Origin of the sequence: Pedobacter aquatilis, assembly GCF_032678405.1 — a bacterium.
GTDB classification, from domain to species: domain Bacteria; phylum Bacteroidota; class Bacteroidia; order Sphingobacteriales; family Sphingobacteriaceae; genus Pedobacter; species Pedobacter aquatilis_A.
The window spans coordinates 140882-163133 of record NZ_JAVTSJ010000006.1 but is presented as its reverse complement, the minus strand read 5'-3'; the positions used below and the strand labels follow the sequence as shown (position 1 = coordinate 163133).

Below are 22252 nucleotides of genomic sequence, written 5' to 3'. Positions count from 1 at the left end.
TAAGGCCGTATTAAGCCATTGCTTTTACATTAAAGTTGTTAAAGCCGCTACCAATGGTAATCTGCACGATTTGCTGTTGCAGCATTTCTAAAATAGCCAGGAAATTATACACAAAATGTACTTTGTTTTCAGAGTTTTTGAGCACAAGTGCAAAATCAATCTGCTTGTTTATATCAAGAAGGTTAGCTATAAAATGTTTTTGCTGTTCAATCGTGTAAGGATATTGTACTACAGTATGTTTCACTTCCTGACTGCGTAACTCATATTTCTGCATGGTTTTATGGTAAACCATCAATAGTTTATACAAATCAAGCGATAATAATTCATCCTGATGCGTAGACGACTCAGCGGCTAATGTTAAATCATATTCAATATTTCCTCTCCGCTCCTGCTGCATCCTTGCCTCCTCAAAAACTTTCATTTCTTCAGCAGCAGACTTAAATTGCTTATAGGCGATAAGCCTGGCGATTAAATCCTGCTCAGGGTTAATTTCATTTCCTGCCTCATCAACTTCAATACGTGGCAGCAACATTTTCGATTTAATCCGCATTAACGTTGCCGCAACAAGGATAAATTCGCTGGCAACTTCAACATTCAAAGCAAGTAGCTGATGAATATAGGCAAGAAAATCATTAGTAATTTTCGCAATTTCGATATCTTGAATATTCAGTTCGTCGCGTTCAATAAAAAAAAGCAACAAATCGAATGGCCCCTCAAAAACGGGAAGTTTTATTTCAAAATTTTCTTCTTGCATCTCTGGAAACAAACATAGCAAAATATCAAATACCAATTATTGTTTGCCGGCTTAAATTCTAAGCTTCCCGATTGATTTATAAAGAATAACGGTTTTTTCGGCGCAATAAATACCAGTTGTGCATATTGAACTTTTTTTCTTAAATATTAGAACAAAAATACCTTACTTTGTATCTTGTTTTTTACCCAAAATACCGAATGCAAGTAAAGGCTGGTCCACTATTATCTAAAATTAACTACCCTGCTGATTTAAAGCAGTTTAGCGAAGCTGACTTAGAACAAATAAGCCAGGAATTACGTCAATACATTATTGATATTGTGAGTGTAAATGGTGGCCACTTTGGTGCCAGTTTAGGTGTTGTAGAGCTAACCGTAGCTTTACATTACGCACTGAATACCCCATATGACAAGCTGGTCTGGGATGTAGGCCATCAGGCTTATGGGCATAAAATATTAACTGGCCGCCGCGAACTTTTTCATACCAACCGTATTTACAAAGGTATTAGTGGGTTCCCTAAAATTAGTGAAAGCGAGTACGACACTTTTGGTGTAGGGCACTCCTCAACTTCTATATCGGCCGCTTTAGGTATGGCTGTGGCTTCTCAGATTAAGGGAGAAACCGACAGACAACACGTTGCCGTTATCGGTGATGGGGCAATGACAGCAGGTTTGGCTTTTGAAGGCTTAAACCATGCCGGAATTGAGAACAGCAATGTACTGGTTATCCTTAATGATAACTGCATGTCAATCGATCCGAATGTTGGTGCACTAAAAGAATACTTAACAAACATTACCACTTCAAAATCTTACAACCGCTTTCGCGATGACATTTCTCATGTGCTAACCGGCCTTTCTAAACTTGGCCCGAATGCACATAAATATGTTAAAAAGATTGAAAAAAGCATAAAAGGAACTTTATTAAAACAAAGTAACTTATTTGAATCGCTTAACTTCAGGTATTTTGGACCGGTTGATGGCCACGACGTGAAGCGTTTAGCAGCAATTATTAAAGATTTAAAAGATATCCCCGGACCTAAGCTGTTGCATTGTGTTACCGTAAAAGGTAAGGGATTTGCATTAGCCGAAAAAGACCAGACCAAATGGCATGCCCCGGGTTTGTTTGATAAAATAACAGGAGAAATTAAGAAAAGTATTCCTGATAAGCCTCAGCCACCAAAATACCAGGATGTTTTTGGACATACCATGGTCGAACTTGCTGAAGCAAATGATAAAATTGTAGGTATAACACCCGCAATGCCTTCAGGCTCATCGTTAAATATTATGATGAAAGCCATGCCAACGCGGGCTTTCGATGTTGGTATAGCGGAACAACATGCAGTTACTTTCTCTGCCGGTTTAGCTGCTCAAGGACTCGTGCCTTTCTGTAATATCTACTCAAGCTTTATGCAAAGGGCTTACGATCAGGTAATACATGATGTTGCAATACAAAAGCTCAATGTTGTTTTCTGCTTAGATAGAGCTGGTTTAGCTGGTGCTGATGGTGCAACACATCATGGTGCTTACGATATTTCTTACATGAGGTGTATTCCAAATCTTATCATATCATCGCCAATGAATGAAGAAGAATTGCGTAACCTGATGTATACTGCCCAGCAGGAAAACGTTGGGCCGTTCGTAATTCGCTATCCACGAGGAAATGGTGTTATGCCCGACTGGAAAAGACCTTTTAAGGCTTTGGAAATTGGAAAAGGCAGAAAGATTTGTGATGGTGAAGAAGTAGCCTTATTAACGATTGGCCATGTTGGTAATTTTGCTGTAGAGGCAAGAGCAGAATTAAACAGCGAAGGCTATTATCCTGCACATTACGATTTACGTTTTGTAAAACCACTTGATGAACAAATGCTTCACGAAGTGTTTGCTAAATACAATCAAATAGTTACCGTTGAGGATGGTTCATTACCGGGAGGTGTTGGTGCTGCAATACTTGAATTTATGGCTGACCATGGCTACAAAGCCAATGTTACACGCCTCGGTATTCCTGATCAGTTTATTGAACATGGAGAGCAGCCTGAACTTTGGGCTGAATGTGGTTATGATAAAGCCGCGATAATCGAAACCGTAAAAAAAGTTGGCGTAAAAAGAACAACAAATACCATGGTTGGATAAAACCTGGTTTATATAATAAGCAAAAACCCCATCAATTAATACTGATGGGGTTTTTATTTTCCTAAAACACTGTTTTAGAAATCTGTATATAAATTTCTGAATGAGCTTCTTAATCCAAAGGTGATTAAACCCGTATTATTTGTCCCTACTGAGTTACTTTCTCTTCTGTAAATACCACCAAGCTCGAGGCGCAGGTTGTACTTTGGATTTATAATGTAAGCAACGCGGCCTTCAGCATAATATAAATCAGTACGTAGCCCTTGTGTTGTATAGTTACCAAGTTGCTTTATAGCGGTTGAATAAGGAAGCCTTAAATCTGTTCCATAATCCTGCCCGTTTAATGCCAAACCATATTTTGCATATTGCAGCTGTCCGGTAAAGTCAAATCTTTTCCATGAGTAATTCAAAATACTAACTAACTCCCTGAAATTGGTACCTAGCCTGTGCGCAAGTGGCTCTGCATAATTTGTATAACTCACAATTGGGGTACGCCCGGTATAAGTATAAGGCTTTGCTGTATTATATTCGAGCAAATAGTTAAGGCTTTCAATTTTAAAAATGTCACCTCCTCTTATACCTAATTGCCAGCCATATTTATTTCTCGAACTTCCGTTACTTGATAAGAAATTTTTTGCCTCAAATTCATCAAGGGAGAATTGACCATAGGCAACAATCTCTTTTGATAACTTATACTTAGCCGTTAAACCAATCATTGAGTTATCAGGCGAGCCGCTTGAAGCTTCAACAGGTCTTAAAAAGATTATCGGATTAGCGTATCCCCAGTCAAAACCCCTGCTGTTTCCAAGATCATCAGTCTGCCCCCAGATAATTGCATCAAAAAAACCAATCGACAACCTGTTGTTTACATTCCAGTCTAAATAATGAAAAACACCACCTTTTTTACGATTGCCTGCTTCATAAGATAATTTAGGAATGTTCGGATCTTGCATTGCAGCCCAAAGTGCCATATATTGTACATTTCCTAGATTTCCGGTAAGTTTCAAAAAAGGATATGGCGAGGAAACATCTGATAAAAGCAAAGAGCGATAACCATCGCCGATAAAGTTTTTATCATATCCTGCAGTAACATTAAGATATTTTACAGGAGTATAAGAGATTGAAGCGGTTACGTAAGACCAATCTAAAGAAGTTTTACCTGCATTCGAACCATAATCTCTATTATATGATTGTCCAGGCACAATATTTATACTTTTGGCATAATTCGTATAATATTTAGCAAATTGACCCTGATTTTCAAATCCGCTGGTGTAGAAAGAGAATTTCTTACCAACCGTTCCCCCCACCTGATAACCTCTAGTGTTTAACCACAAATTCTGCTTGCCTGAAAAATCTTTCCCAATTTGAAAATCAGGCAGGAAATCTGCATAAAAAGTGTATTCAGGTTTTTCGATATTGATTAAATGCTCATTAAAGATTTTTCGGCTAACCCAAGAATGCCTTGTTGAGTCTATTCCAACACTTAACAATTGCTTGCCATGCTCAACCAATAAACTATCATCGATAAAAAAAGGCTTTAAGCTACTGTGAAAACGGGTTTCAGGATTATAAACTTCTCTGTTAAGTTTCTGATAGAACTGGTACGAATAAGGCTGATATTGCGATTGTGCCCTTAATTGGCCAACAGCACTCAAGAATAGTAAAAAGAGTAAAATTTTCTTCATCATCATAGTTTTCACATTAAATACTTCCGCAAAGGACGGAAAATAATTCGTTTCTGTTAATTTAATTAACCCATCTTCTTAAAGACAGCAATTACCTGACATTAATTCGCATTTTTATGCCCAACTACCACCTGCCAGATTGTTAAAAAAGTTATTTTTAAATCGAGTAATAAAGACCAGTTTTCTAAATACCAGATATCTGCCTTAACACGCTCTTCCATTGAGCCATCTTCCTTTGTTTCACCACGCAAACCATTCACCTGTGCCCAACCTGTAATTCCAGGCAGGAGAAAATGGCGTACCATAAACTGATCTATCAATGCAGAATATTCAGCAGTATGCTGCAGCATATGTGGCCTAGGGCCAACTACCGACATTTCACCAAACAATACGTTAAAGAACTGTGGCATTTCATCAATGCTTTTTCTCCGCATAAAAGCACCAATTTTAGTTACACGTTCATCGTTTGGTATAGCCTGTTTTGTATCAGCTTCGCTGTTTACGTACATACTCCGGAACTTCAAACAATAAAAAGAGCGGTTGTCTTTTCCTGAACGGAGCTGCTTAAAAAATATGGGGCCTTTTGATTCGAGCTTAATCAGAATTGCCATTATTGGCAGCAGCCAGCTCATAATAAATACAATAATCAAAAGCGAAAATAAGACATCAAAAATACGCTTAATAACCTGGTTACTAAAAATTTCCAATGGTTCAGTTCTCGGACTTAGTACAGGCAGGTGCCCATATAACTGTACCATAACGTTCTTTTTAAAATAATCTTTAACATCAGGCACCAGTTTAAAACGGATCATAGCCTTATCAGCCTGGCGCATCAGCACATCAATTTTAGCTAAAGCCCTGTCAGGTAAAGCACAATATATTTCATTTACACTGCTATCTTTAACATAGTCAATACATTCATCAACCTTTCCAATTACATGATTTTGATTAAGTTTAGCAGGATCATCATCAAAAAAACCAACAACCTTATAACCTAAATGCGTATTTTTCTCCAGGTGGTTTTTCAGATCTAGGCCTAAAGGACCAGCCCCAACGATAACAACTTTCTTATAATTGATGAGTTTTGCCCTGCTCGAACGTCTCAACAGTAGAAACACAATTTTGCCGGCTAAAAAGATTGGGGAAAAAATCACCCCGGTATAAATTAATAAACGGTAAGAAACACTGAAATCTTTAAGATAAACAACTAACAGAAAAATGATCACACCGAAAAAAAACAAGCTCCATAATGATTGTTTAATGGTAGGGATAGCATCTTTAACAAACATATCCTGATACAATTTCGTTATCTGGGTAACATTAAACCACACAAAATTAATGAGAAGGATGTGTATAAAATTAATTCCCCGCCCATCCGACATGCCAAAAGTGCCATAAGTAAGCACATAACCAAGGTAGCCGGAAAGGTTTACCAGAAGAAGGTCTATTAGAATACTTATCGTCTTAAAATAAGTACTGTTACTTTCAATCATTAACTATGTAAAATTTTGCCAAATATAGCCAGCTTGTTTAGAATACCGATAATTTGCCTGTTCAGGAGCTGATGCAAATGGGCATTGCAGCAATTCATCCGCCTTACAACAAAAAACAAGCCAATCTAGCTGCCTAAAAGCAAAACTTTTTAATTGGGCGGAATGTTCTTAAATTATTATAAATTTGCCAAACATCTTCCAATAAATTTTGAAGCAAGTTCTATCAAATTTCATCAGCGGTTTAAAAGAAACAAGAATAATATCAAATTTCCTGAATTTGAGTAGTATTCAGATTTCCAATACATTGCTTATACTTTTGATCTATCCGATTATTACCCGGATAATTGGTATAGAAGATTTTGGAATGGTAATGCTGGCAAATACTTTCTCGGGCCTTTCATCGATAGTAATCAATTACGGAACAAATCAATCTGGAATAAGGGACATTGCCACATTTTCAGACGATTATAAGAATTTAAACAGGATATTTAGCAATACATTATGGATAAGGATAATGATCTTCGCCGGATATTGTGCACTATTATTTTTTCTGCATTGGGCAAACATTCGTTATTATACCTATATCCTGCTCTCTACACCAATTGTGCTGGCTGAAGTATTAAACCCCTTATTCTTTTTTCTTGGTACCGAAAAGTTAAAATTATACAATATTGCTAATTTGTTTTCCAAAGTGGCTGTCATACTGGCTGTGGTAATCCTGATTAAAGGGCCTGAAGATTCTGAATGGGTTAATTTCATAATTGGTATGGCAAGTTCAATCGCTTATGGAAGTCTTTTGGTATTAGTTATCATAAAATATAAGCTCAACTTTCAGTTCCCGCAGCAAAAAGAAATATTAAAAATTACACGCGATAATTTCTTTCTAACCATTAATAATATCTCGGTTCACTTGCAGCAATCGTTAATGATTTTTTCACTTGCCAAATGGGGAAGTCCTTTATGGCTTGGTGCATATTCATTGTGCGATAAAGTTATCGGATCATCAAGAATATTAATCATTTCTGTTTCCAATGCCATTTATCCGAAGGCCGCTCACCTGTATAAAGAGAGTTTTTCTTCCTGGAAAGATTATAAGGTTAAAATGGGAAAACTGATTTCGTTTATGTTTCTGTTATTATCGCTGGTTTTATTTTTAATGCCTGGATTTGTTGTGCAACTTCTTTCCGGTGATCACAACCAGGACGCAATAAACTTTCTGCGGATAATGGCTTTTGTACCTTTTCTTGCAGCACTGAATGTATTAAATGTACTCGAGTTACTCTTAAAAAATGATACCTTATCCATATTCAGGATAGCCATTTTACTCCTCGTAATATCGGCGTTTACAGCCTGGTTTCTGGTTACTCAAGGCCTGTTTAAATGGTTTGGAATTTATACCGTATTGATTGATGGTATGGCATTAATCATGTACGAGTATGTGTTAAGAAAATCGACTAAGCAAGATGCCTAAAAAAGTAGCCATTATTTTATTAAACTGGAATACTTATGAATATACTAGCAGTTGTATTTCATCAGTTATGAAGTATTGTAATGGGACTGATTATGATTTAATTATTGCTGATAATGGTTCAACTGATGACTCGCTGGCTATATTAAAAAAACGTTTCCCTTCCCTTATTTATATCGATAACAAAACCAACCTGGGTTTTGCAGAAGGCAATAATAAGGCTCTGGAGTACAGTATACAGGAAGGTTATACTTTTTCGCTCTTATTAAATAATGATACTGAAACTGATGAAGATTTCTTGAGCCCGCTCATTAGCCATTTGGAGAAAAATCATCAAACGGTAGCCGTACAGCCAGCTATTTATTACCTTGCTGATAAAACAAGATTATGGAACGGCGGATCATTTTTTAATCAGGTTTTTGGTTTTACCTATTCTAAAAACCAGCAAAAACGCAGGCAACTACAACTGCCAGAAAAGGTAGAATGGCTTACAGGTTGTTGTTTTCTTGTTCGGAATAGTGCATTAAAACAATACGGTTTATTTAACAACAGGTTCTTTCTATATTATGAGGATGTAGACCTGTCCTTTCGCCTTAAACAAGCTGGCAACCTTGATTATTTTCCTTTATCTAAAATTTACCACGAGGCTGGTGTTTCTGGTAAGCAGAAAAAAAACAGTGAAGGTATTTTAAGCCCCATTATCCACTATTATGTTTCAAGGAATAAAATCTGGTTTTTACGTCGTTATGCAAATCCTTTTTTTTATTTACTAAATTTCGCATATAATGCACCTTATTATATCGCCTTATATATTTATTTTTTAATAAGACGAAGAAAAAAGAAAGCACAATTTTTATTTAAAGGTGTAAGAGAAGGCTTATTTACACCGTTAAATCAGGTTTGGGTATGATAGCTATATTTCCCCTGGTATATATTTTTGCGTTTATTCTTGCCTTATCTGATATCATTCAAGGTAAAAAGGATGGGTTTATTCTATTTCTCATTTTCGGCTTATCCATCTACACAACAGTACTTTCAGTAACCTTTCTACTTGGTTTCAAAAGCCTTATCCCTTTTTTGCAGTCTTTGAAAGAGGTATTTGTAATTATCGTACTCGGGCTAAGCATCTGGAATTTAAAACGGAAAATAAGGTTTCATTATATTGATTACCTGATACTGACATTTTTCGGGTACACACTGTTATACGTTTTTCTGCCTGTAGGCGAACAGGGCATTGGCGAGAAAATAATGGCTTTCAAAACCTTATCTTTTTTTGTTTTGGTATATTTCTGTGGCCGATTATTTAAACCAGGCGAGATTTACATCAGCAAATACTTTCACTATATATTATTACTTTCGATAGCCGCAGCGGCAGTTTTATTAACTGAAGTAGCTGCCGACCGACACCTGCAAACCATTACAGGCTATGCAGATTACAATTTTTATTTCTTCAATTTTGAGCCTAGCGGAAATTACGGACTTACCTGGACTTTCGAATCAGAGGGAGGTTACAAGCGTTTTGCAAGTTTTTTTGCCAACCCTCTTGAATTTGCATCTGCAACGGTAATTGCACTGGCCGTACTTGCTGCATTGTATACCACTGAAAACAATAAGTTAAAACTTGACAACTATGGTTATCTCTCCCTTGCCGCAACCCTAACCTGCATCATCTTTGCATTTTCACGTTCAGCATTTATCAGTTATTTTATCCTGTTCTACGTCTACTCAATATTTACGGGAAGAAAATATATCTATCATAGCATTCATCTTATTGGGGCAATAATTACAATTTATATTATCTACCTGCTTACCAAAGAACAAGATCAAAACGATGGATTACAAATGGTAATTATAAACACCATTAATTTCAGTAATCCTTCCAGTGTTGGGCACGTGGTAGAGTGGGTTCAGGGTGCTTTGGCTATTGCATCAAATCCTTTGGGGTTGGGCCTGGGTTCGTCAGGACGCATTGGAGGCACACTGGGTGAGAATATCGGAGGTGAAAATCAGTACATCATTATTGGTGTCCAGGCAGGTATAATTGCCTTGCTGCTGTACCTTTCCATTTACTTCTGTATTATTAAAGAAAGTATTAAATGGTTTTACAGGTTAGATGGAAAAGAAAAGAAAATTTGCCTTGCCATACTGCTCATAAAAATTGGCTTTATAATCCCTTCCTTAACATCTGAGATAGAATCATCTGCTTATACCTCTTATTTAATGTGGTTTCTCTCGGGTTTATTTGTTAGTATAATCTCAACCAAAGTTCCAGTTATCGATTCTGAAGAATCCCAGGCTTATATCCAGGCTCCTGAAAAGGCCTGAGCTTTTAGCAAATTTGCTGGTATATTTTTTATAAGTTTGTCGGCTGAACCCAATTTAGGCATCTTCAACTTATTATGATTAATAAAACTTGTCCGCTTTGTTTAAATAATCAAACACAGATAAGCCCTGTGCTTTTTATGATAAATAACAGCACAGACGGGGAATACCAGATTAAGCAATGTCACAATTGCGGGCATGCTTTCACCTGGTTTGATCATGAGATTGATATACAAAGCTATTATGATGACAAGGATTATGCTGTTCAGGATACTAAAAAGACCATATTCTACAAAATACAAGAGCTAGAGTATAACCAGGTTTTAAATAAAATTAAAAAATATAAGCCAATTCCTTCCACTATCCTCGATTTTGGTTCTGGCAAAGGCCTTTTTCTACAATTTGCAAAACAACAGGGCTTTAGTGTTAAAGGAGTTGAAAGTTCGGTGCCAAGAGCAAATTACGCAAGAACCCAATTTGGGCTTGATATTAATACCGACTACTATAAATCAGGTTCCGTTTTCAATACAAAGTTTGATACACTTACCATGTTCCATGTACTGGAACACATTCATCTCTCCGAAAATTTTCTCGGCAACCTGATCAGTGATAATTTAAAGGACGGAGGCTTACTCATAATAGAAGTGCCGAATTTTGACAGCTGGCAGTCTAAATGGGCTGGGAATAAATGGCTTCATTTAGATGTTCCACGCCATATAAGCCACTTTACACCTCCCATTTTAAAAACCCTCATCGAAGGATATGATTGCACGATAAAATCATCTTCATACTTTTCACTTCATTTAGGGATTATTGGCATGGTGCAAACTATTTTTACGTGGTTCGGCTACAAGGGTTTTCTAATTGCCGATTTAAAAAGGAAGAAGACTATTCCTTTAATGTTAGGTTTATTATTTGCCTTACCACTTGCCATTTTTCTTGAGTTAATAGCGGCAGCATTTAACAAAGGTGGCATAATCAGGTATTATGCATTAAAAAACTGATATAACCTGTCCTTTTCTGAACCAATTTAAGCGGATAGCAATTCAATGATTGTTTTGAGGAAAGGAATTTCTTTTTACTTTTGATGGTGATTAAACCTGCAATGATTTAAGAAAAATTATCCTTGCATTGTAGAAATAAGTTTAGATGAGAGTTGCAATTATTGGTTCGAGAGGATATCCATATGTTTATGGAGGATTTGAGACCTTCGTTAAAGAATTAAGCGAACGCCTGGTAAACCAAAACGTTGAAGTGCATGTTTATTGCCAGAAAAACCTTTTTGCCGAGCGCCCAAAAGAGGTAAATGGAATTAAACTTCATTATATACCAACATTGCCTCAAAAATCTTTAAATCAAATTATCCATTCATTTCTGTCGATACTACACGCATCGTTTAGCAAAGCTGATGTATTACTGGTTGTTAACCTGGCTGCAGGACCAATGGGCTGGATCCCTAAACTAAGGGGTAAGAAAACCATGATCAATGTGGATGGACTGGAGTGGCTCCGCCCAAAATGGAAAGGCCTGGGTGCAAAGTATTTTTATTGGGCCGCTAAACTGGCAACCAAACTTTACGATAAAATTATTACCGATGCCGAAGCCATGAGGCAGGTATACCTTAAAGAATTTAATCAGGATTCTAAGGTGATTGCCTACGGTGCACCAAAATTCAATCAGGCAAATGAAAACAGGTTACAAAGACTAGGCTTAACATCTGCCGGATATTACCTGATCGTTGGGCGCCTGATACCCGATAATAATGCCGACCTCATTATTAAAGGTTTCCTTAAATCAAACTCAAAGAAGAAATTATTAGTGGTTGGTGATGTACCTTATAGCGATAAATATGCTTCTGATTTAAAAGCCATGCAAAACGAACGATTAATTTTTCCGGGTTATATAAAAGATCAGGAAGAGCTAATGGCAATTTATCAGCATGCGTATGCTTATATCCATGGCCATAAATATGGTGGCACGAATCCTGCTATGCTCAAAGCCATGTCAAATAATTGTGCAATTCTTGCCCTGGATACAGTTTTTAACCGGGAAATGTTAAGCGATGGTAAATTCGGTTTATTCTTCAATGAAGATGAACATGATGTAGTCCGGGTTTTAGAAAATCTCGAAAACCATCCGGAAACAGTAAAGAGATTAAAAGAAACCGTTAATTTGGGTTTAACGCAAAAATACAACTGGGACAGCATAACCCTCGCATACAAAGATGAAATGCTTAAACTGTTAAAAAAGAAGTGAAATGGCAAAACCTATCATAGTCGGTATTGATATACGGGACTTAAAAATTGCCAAAACAGGAACAAAAACCTATCTGGAAGAAATTTGCAAAGCATTTAAAAAGGGGAAAGAAGGTTTTGAATTTCGCTTTTTCGATAGCCCTTTTCCGGTATACCGGGGTCGAAATAAAATACTTAAAATAACCGAGCATTTGCGTTTTTTGCTTTGGAAACAGGTTTCACTCCCAATCCTGGCATTAATAAATGGCTGTGATATCGTTTTTTGTACCGACTTTTTTGTCCCTTATCTCAATCTTGGCTATAAAACCATTCCGGTATTTCATGATGCTTTTTTTTGGGAATATCCTGAACATTATAATAGATACTGGCTCAAAATTTTCCATAAAACCGGTGTCAAAGCTGCAAATAAATCGGCCTATATCGTTACGCCTACTGCTTACGCCAGAGAGCGGGTAATACATTTCTCAGGAATTAATCCAGATAAAATTGTTGTCATTGGAGAAGCTCCGAAAACTTTTGTTAAAAACAATTTCCCTACTAAAGGCCAGGATGGTAACCTGAAAACCAATAAGTACTTCTTACACATCGGGACTTTTGAAAAAAGAAAAAACCTTACTTATCTGGTCGAAACTTTATACCGTTTAAGAACACAGGGTTTTACCGATTATTCGCTGATATTATGTGGCCAGATAAGCCCCAAAAACGATATGGATGGAAGCCGTAAACTATTTGAAACCATCGAAGAATATAAGCTTAAAGAGTATGTAATTATGCCGGGTTACGTAAAAGATGAGGATTTGGCAGCTTACTATCAAAATGCAGAATTATATCTTTTCCCATCGATAAACGAAGGTTTTGGCTTGCCTATTCTGGAGGCTTTTCAGCATAATTTACCTGTATTAGTGGCCAATAACACCTGCTTACCAGAAGTTGGTGGCAATGCCGTAATAACATTCGATCCTTATAACCCTGAAGATCTGGCGAAAAAAATCAAATACTTTTTCGTTAACCCAAACGCTAAGTCAGAAATGATCGAAAAAGGTAAGGAGCGTCTGAAGTTTTTCTCCTGGGATAAAACGGCTGATGAGTTATGTGAAATCTTCAGAAAGGCAATAATATAATTCAAAAGGGCAGAAACAGTCATGTACTTAATAAAATGCGCTGATATAGCGGTTATTAAAGGCAAAAGACATATTTTTGAAAATTGAGTGTAAAAACCGGAGCGGAGTGATAAAATTTATAAAAACAATATAAACTGATGAATATACTAATACTTGGTGCTTCATCAGACCTTTATGGCGGCAGCAAAATTCTTTCTATTGTTGCCCGGATTTTAGCAGACGGCAAACACAAACCAATCGTAGTAATTTCTGAAAATGGTCCATTGGTCGGCGAACTTAACAGATTAGGTGTAGAAGTCCGTATTATACGTTTGGGTATCTTGCGTAGAAAATACCTTTCCTTTTCAGGCATTATAAACCGCATTTCAGTAATCCGCAAAGCCTGGAAATCTTTGAGTAAACTTATAGATGAGAACCAAATTGATATGGTTTATTCAAATACAACAGGTGTGTTAATCGGGGCTTTTCTGGCTAAAAAGAAAAAACTGAAGCACATCTGGCACATTCACGAGATTATTACCAAACCTAAGCTATTTACCAGGATTTTAGGTATTATGCTTGGTAAATACAGTCATAGTATTATCGTTGTATCTGATGCAGTTAAAAATCATTGGGAAAAATATATCGCTAATAAAGTAATCACAAGAATCTACAATGGTATCGACACTACTGTTTACGAGCAGGTTAACAGTTCTTTGCGTGAAGAAATTAATATTAGTCCCGATGAAATGCTCATCGGAATGATTGGCCGGGTAAATCACTGGAAAGGTCAGGATTATTTTCTGGATATTGCCAAACAAATACTTCAAGAAAAGCCCGAAACCAAATTTATTATTGCAGGAGATGCTTTCCCGGGTTACGAACCGCTTGTTGATAAACTCATCAACCGAATCAGTGATGAAAAACTATCAGACTCGGTTTTTTATCTGGGTTACAGAACAGATATCCCACAGCTATTACATGCTGTTGATATTTTTGTCTTGCCCTCCATTTTACCAGATCCTTTTCCAACGGTAATTTTAGAAGCAATGGCAAGCGCCAAGCCTGTAATTGCAACAAATCACGGTGGTGCTACCGAAATGATTGCCAATGGAGAAACCGGGATTCTGATTCCTTACAACGATGATAAAGTTTCTTCACAACTAATGTTGAAATTACTGGATGATAAAGAAAAAATCCTGGCGATGGGTAAGCAAGGTAAAATAAGAATAGACACTTTATTTTCGCTGAACAGCTTTACAAAAGCCATCCTCCATATTTTTGAGAAAACTTATACATCAAATTAAGCTGATACGTTCGGTATGATTTAACAATAAATAAGCGTTAAGCCATAAAGGATGCATTTAAATTTTAACTTATATTTGCAGTTATATTAAAACTAAAATTCGATTCATGCGCTTTAAATTTATCCTCTGTACCTTACTTTTAGGTTTCTCCCTATTTAATGCAAAATTGTCGGCTCAAACTATTTCTACTGATAATTTGAGTAAAGTTAAGGTAGAACAACTCTCTGATGCCCAAATACTCGAAATCTCTAAAAGATTCGAAGCATCAGGTATAACAGAAGCTGAAGCTGTTAAAATTTTAGTCGCCAAGGGAATGGACCCTGCAGAAGTTGATAAATATAAGGAGCGCCTTGCTCAGGTTCAGGCCGGAGGAAAAACCGCGAAAAATACGACAACAACTCAGGCAGCCAAACCACAAGCACCGGCTAACCGCGATACCACAAGGTCTCCTGATCCTAAACCAGCAAGAAAGAATAACCCAGTTTACGGATATGAATTTTTCAGTAATCCTAATTTAAAATTCGAACCAAACATCAGGATAGCAACGCCAAAAAGTTATGTTTTAGGCCCTGATGATGAGTTAACCATCATGTTAACAGGTTTAAACGAAAGTACAACCAATGCCAAGGTTTCTCCCGATGGGAATGTAAAAATCCCATATGCAGGTTTAGTATATGTTAATGGATTAAGTATAGATCAGGCGACATCACAAATCAGATCAAAGATGGTTAAAGCTTATCCGGCTTTAGCTTCAGGGCAAACAAAATTGAACATCAATTTAGGAACAGTGAGAAGTATCAGGGTAACCATAATAGGTGATGTTGCAACCCCTGGAACTTACACGGTATCGTCATTATCTACATTATTTAATGCATTATATCAAAGCGGCGGACCATCGCCTCGCGGTTCGTTAAGAAAAATTGAACTCATTAGAAATAATAAAGTTATTCAGGTTGTTGATTTATACAATTTTCTGCAAAAAGGAATCCAAAGTGATAACGTTAGCTTACGCGATCAGGATGTTATCAGAATACCTGTTTATACTACCCGCGTAGCAATTGATGGTGCGGTAAAAAGACCTGGTATTTATGAATTAAAACCGGCAGAAACTTTAAGCGATCTGATAACTTATGCTGGAGGCTTTGGCGACCTGGCTTATAAGGGCATCGCGAAAGTGACACAAGTTGGAGAAAAAGAAAGAAGTGTAAAAGATATACCTGCCGATATGTTCGACAGGTATACCCTAAAAAATGCAGATTCTGTATATTTTGGAGCCGTATTAGAACGCTTTGCAAACAGAGTTGTAATCGATGGTGCAGTTTACAGGCCCGGAACTTTTGAGTTAAGCCCGGGAATAAGCTTAAAATCACTTATAGCAAAAGCTGATGGCTTAAGAGACGATGCCGTACTTGGTAACGGATACATCAAAAGAATTAAACCCGATCTGGAGAAGGAAATGATCTCCTTCAATTTAGGAAATATCATGTCAGGTACGGATCAGGATATTGCCTTAGTTCGGGAAGATTCTGTTTTTATCATGTCAACCAAAGACTTAAGGGATGAATCATCTATTAGCATTGGCGGATATGTTAGGGCGCCCGGAACATTCCAATATAGAAAAGGCATGAGTGTAGCTGATGTGGTAAGCATGGCTAAAGGCTTTCAGAATGATGCGGCAAACCATCGTATTGAAATTTCAAGACTGATAAAAGACACCACTGATACACTTTCTAATAAGCTGGTAACCATTATTACACTTAATCTCGATTCTGCTTTAGCATCTTCTACTGGCAACTTTTTACTTGAACCGCTTGATTACATCTACGTTCCGCGATTGGTTAACTACAGAACCATAGGAAATGTTAAAATCAGGGGAGAAGTTTTATTTCCTGGCGATTACGCACAACAACGAAGAGACGAAACCGGCATTGAATTTATCAAACGGGCTGGAGGCATAACACCTATGGGCTCATTAGAAAACACACAGGTGTATCGTAATGGTTTAAGGGTTGACATGGATTTAACGGGTAAACGTAAGCGGCAAGCAAAAGACGCTACGGTATTAATGCCAGGTGATAGCTTATTTATACCTAAAAATGTTCCTTTTGTAGAAGTTACCGGCTCTGTTAACAACCCACAACTTTTGAGATATGCGAATTCGAATTTCAAATATTATGTAGATGCTGCCGGAGGGATAACGGAGAATGCCCGGTTAAGAGGAGCTTACATTAAATATGCAAATGGAATTAATGCACCGGTTAAAAGTTTTCTTTTCATTAAAAACTATCCTAAGGTAACAGCAGGAAGCCAGATTGTTGTACCTGAAAAATCAGGAAAAAACAAACTTGGTTTTGCAGAGATTACCACAATTGCTTCGGCACTTACCGGCTTAGTGAGTTTAATAGCCATTCTATTCAAATAATTATGCAGCCTGCTGAAAATAAAACAAAATATACCAATATTGAGGAAGAGTTTTCTTTCGCAAAAATGATCGCGGCCCGAAAAAAGGACTTAGATTATCTTTGGAAATTCAAAATCAGGATTTTAATTATTGGATTAATTGGAGGTATATTAGGGCTAGTAGCTGCTTATTTTTGGCCTGTTACTTATACAGCCAAACTCACATTCGTTGTGGAAGAAGGCAAATCTAGTGGAGGCGGTATATTATCTTCACTGGCAGGCCAGATGGGTATTGATATAGGCGGCTTAACCGGAGGAACCAGTGGTGTACTCGCAGGTGATAATGTTCTTCAGCTTCTGATGAGTGAAAAAATGGTTAAACAAACTATTCTCACACCTTTAGACAGCAATGGAACCTACACCCTGGCTGATAAATATGCCGATGCTTACAAGCTGAAAGAAGATTGGAAAGATATTAAGGCGAACACAAAAAAGGAAACCATCATGTTTCCGCCCGACACCAGAAAATACACGAGATTGCAGGATAGTTTGCTTCATGAAATAATGAAGAAATTAACCGAAAAAGAACTTTCGGTAAGTAAGCCTGATAAAAAACTAGGCTTCTTTGCTTTAACAGCAACATTAAAAAATGAACAACTTGCCAGTTTGGTATGTACAAGGTTAATTGATGAGGCCACGCTCTTTTATATCCAGACTAAAACAAAAAGGTTAAGAACAAACGTTGACCGGCTACAAAGCCGTGCAGATAGTATAGGAAAACTCTTAAATAAAAAGACTTATTCCGCTGCCGGAGCAAATGCCGTAATGTTAGATGCAAACCCAGCTTATGCAACCATAGGCGTTAGTTCAGAGCTTCAGGAGCGTGACAAACGTGTACTTCAAACCATTTATTCAGAGATTATTAAAAACCTCGAAGTAAGCAGAACCATGCTCATGCAAGAAACGCCTACTTTTCAGATTGTAGATGAACCTGAAATGCCCTTAAAGAAAAATAAAATGAGTAAGGTTATGGGCATTGCGATTGGCGGCTTATTTATAGGTGCCTTTTATTGCCTGTTCTTGCTTGTTAAGAGAAAAGATTAGCCTTATTATTCAAACTGCCATTCTGATACACGAATGATCTATAAACTACTATTACAGTCGCTGTAACTGCCACCTCATTATTATGTAGCATTTTAACGGCAATTTTTATTGCTTGCGGATTCTTCACTACGCTAAGAATCACACAAGACGAGGAAAATTAAAGAATCCTGCCTGATCTTACAATTGAGCGGCTAAAATCTAAAGGCCACTCCTAGTTCACCATGAAAATTATATACCGTATTGTGCGGAATGTAATATTGTGATTCGGTGTAATCTTTCTGCCGCCATTGGTAATTTAGCGATTTAATACCTTGAATTTTAGCATTAAATAATAAGTTTTTATAATTCCAGGTTCCTTCAGCAGCAAGAGCTAAATCAACCCAATTACGACTACCTCCTTTTGCGCTACCAAAACCAGCACTATCATAGAAATCCCGATTGTGTTCCAATCGATCAAAAGAAAACCCCAACTTTTTCATCCCTTTCACCCAACTCACTTCAAATGACTGCAAATTCCCTCCGGTACCACTACCAGCACCGATAACTTCACCATTATTTGTATAGCCTTGTTGAACTTCACTATGGTAATAGAAACCAGATGCATTCCTTAATAAAAGTCCGTCGATAGTTTGCGACATTTGAGTGAGTTCTGCACCAAAGAGAATGAATTCATCTTCTCTCTCTTTCAGCGGCACCATCTTTCGCAAGCCGAACAGATAAGACCTGGAGTGATCTGGTGAACCAATAAAATCCCGGAAATTATAGGAATTATCATTCAAGCCGTATTCAAAATAAACTTCTGCATGCGCTTTAGTAAATAACCATCGGGCATAAAGCGATGTACGCTGATCTCTTGCATTGCCATCATCTCCTGCTCCATTGCCAATCTGATTTTTTTGAAAAGGAATAAAAAATGGAATATAATCATCCAATCCCTGCAAATCCGGGCCATAGGACATGAATGTTCGTGTAAAACCTAAAAATAAGCCTGGAACCCATTTAGGCTGATAATTGATGTTTAAACCTGCAAGATAGCGCCAGTCATCTCTTGGTTTTGAATAGACTAAACTACCATCTGATAATTTTGTATTTTCCAAAGGAGAAAACCCTGAAGCTTCTAATCGCCCGCCAATGATTTGCGCTTCAAAAGAACCGATATAAGTTTTGACAGGTCTTACCGTATTTAAGGTAACGTGTTTAAATCCCTTGGCATTATTACTCATCATCAGGCTGTTTTTAATACCTGGCCCCCACCATAAATTTTCATTTGACAAACCTAAAGAAGCAGGCCCTACAGTTAAACGGATACTACTTTGTCCCCAACCTAATTTGCTATAGCTGCGATTTCCGAAACGCTCAGGAGCATCAATTAGATTATAGTTGTTTAAATAATATGATGAAAGCTCAGTATCTGATCTGTTATCGCCATAACTTTCAAAGGCCGCATTTTGTGCATAAACATATTCCGGTTTAAGTTGAATACTTAAAGGACCAAATTTCACAAAAAAACCACCACTAATCATTGTTTGATACCCTTTTGCAGGAATCATTGGCCCATCATTCCAGCCATATGGATGATGGCTATTAATTTGTTGCTGCCAGGAGAATGGAAGAATTTGAAAAAGCCCCCTTCCATTGGCAAATTTGATTGGACCTGATGATTTTATCAAAGTTTCCTCAGCATCAGGATTAAAAATATCTGCTTGATTTAAAGCTTCGGTAGATAGCGGCCGGTTACTAAAAGAGATACTGGAATCCAGCTTACCCAATAGCTGCAATCTTCTGTAATAATCTTCAATAACAGTGCTACCTACAGGAATTGTTTGTGAAAAACCCTTATTCGAGGTAAATACAAAAATAAACAGCAATATTATATTTAATATTTTTCGCATCGTTAAGCTTGTTTAGAAACGGTAGGTAAGCCCTATCTGTACCTGTAAATTAAAAACATCCTTACCTGGTGTCATATAAGGTTGATCAGGTGCCTGAAATAAATACCACTGATAATTTAAGGATTGAATGCCCTGAAGTTTAGCGTTGAAAATAAAGTTTTTGTAATTCCATTCTCCACTGGCAGCTATACTTAAATCTGTCCAGTGCCTGCGCCAGTCTTGCGAATCTACATAAGCGTAATAATAAAAATCATTATTATGTACATAGCGTTCCAACTGCAAGCCAATTCTTTTTAATCCTTTTACCCAGCTCACTTCAACTGATTGGTGATTAGCGCCCGGGCCTATACCGGCACCTAAAACCTCCCCACGATTGGTATAACCCTGCCGGATGTTTTTACTCGTATACCAGCTATCAAGGTTCATCACTTTTGAAATGTTTGTTTCCTGCATTTGCGTAACTTCAGCACTTAACAGCAGGTTCTCATCTTTTCGCGATCCAAAGGGAAATAATTTACGGACACCAAAAATATATGCTCTTGAAACATTTGGCTCGAGTATTAAATCATTTAAATCGCCTGAGTAATTATTCCTACCATACTCAAAGTAAACTTCTGCATTTTCCTCAGCCCATAACCAGCGCATAAAATATGAGTTTCGCTGATCGCGTTTATTAATTGCTTCGGTAGCTGCCGACTGACTTTTAGATCCAAAAAACGGAAGATAGTCGCCAAAACTATTTAAACTATTGCCATACTGCTGGGCACTGCGTGTCAAGCCCAGAAATAATCCTGGTACCCATTTTGGTTGCCAGGTAAAAACCATACCACTTAAATAACGCCAATCATTCGGTTTCGCTACATAAAGTGGTTGCCCTAAATATTCGCTTTCAGGCTCTAAGACCCCATATCCAGAATTTTCAAGTCTTCCTGCTATAATTTGACCTTCGAATGAGCCGATTGGTGTTGCTATGGGTTTTCTGGTGTTTAAGGTTAAATGCTTAAATCCAGGCGCAGTATTACTCATTAACAACGAGTTTCTCATCCCCGGCCCCCACCATAAATTTTCGGTTGATAAACCAAAAGACAATGCCTTGTAATTTAAACGAATGCTACTTTGCCCCCAGTAGGCTTTTGTTACACCTGCGTTACCAAAGCGTGCAGGTAAATCAATATTATTGTAGAAGTCGTAATAACGGGCTGTGATAATTGGATAATGATCTTTATCAAATGTATCAAAACTGCTATTTGCAGCCATTACTATTTCAGGCTTAAACTGAACAGATAATAACCCGTATTCAGCATAAATGCCACCAGTAAGTAAAGTCTGGATACCTTTCGCAGGAATCATTGCGCCATCATTCCAGCCGTATGGGTGGTGCGAATTTGCCTGCAAAAGTATCCCCATCGGCAACAGCTGCCACTTAAATTTTCCATCTTTTGAAACACCCGAATGGTCAGCATCTAAAAGATTATACCTGTTTTCCGTCGAATCCGGATATTCAGCATCCTTTGTTCGAAAGGCAATTTTAGGTAAAATCGGACGAACGGTAAATGATACTGTTGAATCTAACTTGCCTGCCAGCTGTGCTCTTCTGTAATAATCTTCCAAAGCAACCGAACCTACAGGAATGGATTGCCCATAGCTTTTAATTACAGTTAGGCATAAACCTGATATAAAAAGGTAAATTAGTTTTCTCATAAATTGATTACTTTAACCCTGATATTATCCACCGACCAGCTTTCATCACATTTAGGGTCTGAAGCATTCGTCTGAACAAGTTGATCGCGGCATTGCATTAATAATGAGGACTTATTGTGCTCTATCACTTTAGTAATCTTATAAAGTGTAGTACCTCCAATTTTGCCTGACAAATTACAAACACCCGGTAAAGTAATGTTTGATGCACCTGACTTTGGGTTATTATTAGCATTTGGATAATCTGACGGATATGATTGTGGCTGGCATAAACCCGGGGTATTACAATCCGTGTTCGAGAATGTGGTATTTATATAAAGTCCTCCATCTACCATAAATTTCCAGATATCAGGCCCATCTATTCCATTGCTGGTTTTATTGCCATCCCAGCTGTCGTGAATATATAAATCGAAAGAAATTTCCACCAATTTGTGCTTCGGAAGATCAGATAAGTTTAAATCAAACCCCGATGAATTGTATCGGCCTAATACTTTAGTACCATTATAGGTTTCTATTTGCCCATACAATAAGCCGGTGAGGTTACTGGTTTCAAAATCATTGAAATAAACCTCCTGCTCATTTTTAACTTCTTTGGCACAACCCCAAAACAAAAGGCAAACCAATACAACCCCAATTAATTTTCTCATAAAG

The 22252-nt window shown here is 37.4% G+C and carries 16 protein-coding genes; 10 read left to right on the top strand and 6 right to left on the bottom strand.

What is annotated here, in order from left to right; genetic code table 11:
• Positions 1-10 precede the first annotated feature (10 nt).
• Positions 11-754 (bottom strand): segregation and condensation protein A, encoded by a 744-nt coding sequence (locus R2R71_RS16680; protein WP_316832415.1) that lies wholly within the window; start codon positions 752-754, stop codon positions 11-13.
• 197 nt (positions 755-951) lie between these two features.
• Here R2R71_RS16680 and dxs point away from each other — a divergent pair, with 197 nt between their 5' ends.
• On the top strand, positions 952-2880 hold the full coding sequence (gene dxs, locus R2R71_RS16675) for a 1-deoxy-D-xylulose-5-phosphate synthase (protein WP_316832414.1): 1929 nt from the start codon (positions 952-954) through the stop codon (positions 2878-2880).
• Positions 2881-2954: 74 nt separating this feature from the next.
• On the opposite strand, the gene R2R71_RS16670 is transcribed toward dxs, so the two are convergent.
• Positions 2955-4568: a gliding motility protein RemB gene (locus R2R71_RS16670; RefSeq protein ID WP_316832413.1), complete on the bottom strand. Its 1614-nt coding sequence runs from the start codon at positions 4566-4568 to the stop codon at positions 2955-2957.
• 95 nt (positions 4569-4663) lie between these two features.
• On the bottom strand, positions 4664-6055 hold the full coding sequence (locus R2R71_RS16665; RefSeq protein ID WP_316832412.1) for an undecaprenyl-phosphate glucose phosphotransferase: 1392 nt from the start codon (positions 6053-6055) through the stop codon (positions 4664-4666).
• Positions 6056-6263: 208 nt separating this feature from the next.
• Here R2R71_RS16665 and R2R71_RS16660 point away from each other — a divergent pair, with 208 nt between their 5' ends.
• The 9 genes from R2R71_RS16660 (at position 6264) to R2R71_RS16620 (ending at position 18011) form a co-directional block, all read left to right on the top strand.
• Positions 6264-7526 (top strand): oligosaccharide flippase family protein, encoded by a 1263-nt coding sequence (locus R2R71_RS16660; RefSeq protein ID WP_316832411.1) that lies wholly within the window; start codon positions 6264-6266, stop codon positions 7524-7526.
• Positions 7519-8433, top strand: coding sequence for a glycosyltransferase family 2 protein (locus R2R71_RS16655; protein WP_316832410.1), 915 nt, complete (start codon positions 7519-7521; stop codon positions 8431-8433). The genes R2R71_RS16660 and R2R71_RS16655 overlap by 8 nt, the downstream gene beginning before the upstream one ends.
• Positions 8430-9848 (top strand): hypothetical protein, encoded by a 1419-nt coding sequence (locus R2R71_RS16650; RefSeq protein ID WP_316832409.1) that lies wholly within the window; start codon positions 8430-8432, stop codon positions 9846-9848. The genes R2R71_RS16655 and R2R71_RS16650 overlap by 4 nt, the downstream gene beginning before the upstream one ends.
• Positions 9849-9985: 137 nt before the next feature.
• Positions 9986-10849 carry a class I SAM-dependent methyltransferase gene (locus R2R71_RS16645; protein ID WP_316832408.1) on the top strand — a complete coding sequence of 288 codons (864 nt, stop codon included), beginning with the start codon at positions 9986-9988 and terminating at the stop codon, positions 10847-10849.
• A gap of 145 nt (positions 10850-10994) precedes the next feature.
• On the top strand, positions 10995-12101 hold the full coding sequence (locus R2R71_RS16640; RefSeq protein WP_316832407.1) for a DUF1972 domain-containing protein: 1107 nt from the start codon (positions 10995-10997) through the stop codon (positions 12099-12101).
• A 1-nt stretch (position 12102) separates the two neighbouring features.
• Positions 12103-13221 (top strand): glycosyltransferase family 1 protein, encoded by a 1119-nt coding sequence (locus R2R71_RS16635; protein ID WP_316832406.1) that lies wholly within the window; start codon positions 12103-12105, stop codon positions 13219-13221.
• A 137-nt stretch (positions 13222-13358) separates the two neighbouring features.
• Positions 13359-14507, top strand: a complete 1149-nt coding sequence (locus R2R71_RS16630) for a glycosyltransferase family 4 protein (protein WP_316832405.1) — start codon at positions 13359-13361, stop codon at positions 14505-14507.
• A 106-nt stretch (positions 14508-14613) separates the two neighbouring features.
• Entirely contained in the window at positions 14614-16929 is a 2316-nt protein-coding gene (locus R2R71_RS16625; RefSeq protein WP_316832404.1) for an SLBB domain-containing protein, read from the top strand.
• Positions 16930-16931: 2 nt separating this feature from the next.
• Positions 16932-18011: a hypothetical protein gene (locus tag R2R71_RS16620; RefSeq protein ID WP_316832403.1), complete on the top strand. Its 1080-nt coding sequence runs from the start codon at positions 16932-16934 to the stop codon at positions 18009-18011.
• A 191-nt stretch (positions 18012-18202) separates the two neighbouring features.
• Here the strand turns inward: R2R71_RS16620 and R2R71_RS16615 are convergent, their stop codons facing one another.
• The 3 genes from R2R71_RS16615 to R2R71_RS16605 are packed head-to-tail and all read right to left on the bottom strand — an operon-like array spanning position 18203 to position 22248.
• Positions 18203-19903 carry a capsule assembly Wzi family protein gene (locus R2R71_RS16615; protein WP_316832402.1) on the bottom strand — a complete coding sequence of 567 codons (1701 nt, stop codon included), beginning with the start codon at positions 19901-19903 and terminating at the stop codon, positions 18203-18205.
• A gap of 12 nt (positions 19904-19915) precedes the next feature.
• Positions 19916-21604, bottom strand: coding sequence for a capsule assembly Wzi family protein (locus R2R71_RS16610; protein WP_316832401.1), 1689 nt, complete (start codon positions 21602-21604; stop codon positions 19916-19918).
• Positions 21601-22248: a hypothetical protein gene (locus tag R2R71_RS16605; protein ID WP_316832400.1), complete on the bottom strand. Its 648-nt coding sequence runs from the start codon at positions 22246-22248 to the stop codon at positions 21601-21603. The genes R2R71_RS16610 and R2R71_RS16605 overlap by 4 nt, the downstream gene beginning before the upstream one ends.
• Between the last annotated feature and the right edge of the window lie 4 nt (positions 22249-22252).